A 596-nucleotide genomic window follows, 5' to 3' on the forward strand; every position below is an offset into this window, starting at 1 on the left:
AGAGTCGATAACGGATTGCTCCGCTTCGAGCATGATTTTCGCATTGTCAGAAAAGTGAGGGTGGGTTTGCGCGAGAGCGAGCGATGCGGATTCTTCTTTCATATCCGTTGGTAAATTAGGGTAGACCGTTGTAGAGCTGATCATGACGAGCTTTTCAATCGCATTCTGTTTTGCCGCTTTAACTAATGTTGACCATTGCTGCGCATACTCTCGACCAGATCCTCGACGAAACCCAGGTGGAAACGCACCAACAATACGCTCAATATGATTCGACTGAATTATTTCATCCAGTTTTTGCGCTGCGTTTTCATCGTTGAGATCAAGCAGGGCGGCATTAGCAATAGTGGATGGCCGTTCATCTAACCGAGCTTGGCTACGACGCGTAATAACTACATCATGTCCCTCGACTAACAAGGCTTGCGCTAGCGGAGTACCAAGCCAACCTGCACCTACAATCAATGTGTTTGCCATTATTTATCCTACTTAACTGTTTGCTCAAAGAGAGTAATGAGCTCTGCTTTGGTTTGTTGATGGAGGGGATCAGAATGCCATTTTTGATGCTGAATCAGGTCAACATTGACTTGCCAAGCCAGCTT

The 596-nt window shown here is 46.1% G+C and carries 1 protein-coding gene and 1 pseudogene; both read right to left on the reverse strand.

What is annotated here, in order from left to right:
- Positions 1-471 (reverse strand): NAD-dependent epimerase/dehydratase family protein (locus R7E78_RS28405; protein ID WP_318058917.1); only part of this gene is annotated, 471 nt, incomplete at its 3' end.
- Between the two features lie 8 nt (positions 472-479).
- Positions 480-596 (reverse strand): annotated as a pseudogene (locus tag R7E78_RS28410) (LysR family transcriptional regulator); the annotation flags it as partial.

The organism is Vibrio sp. YT-19(2023), from assembly GCF_033337395.1.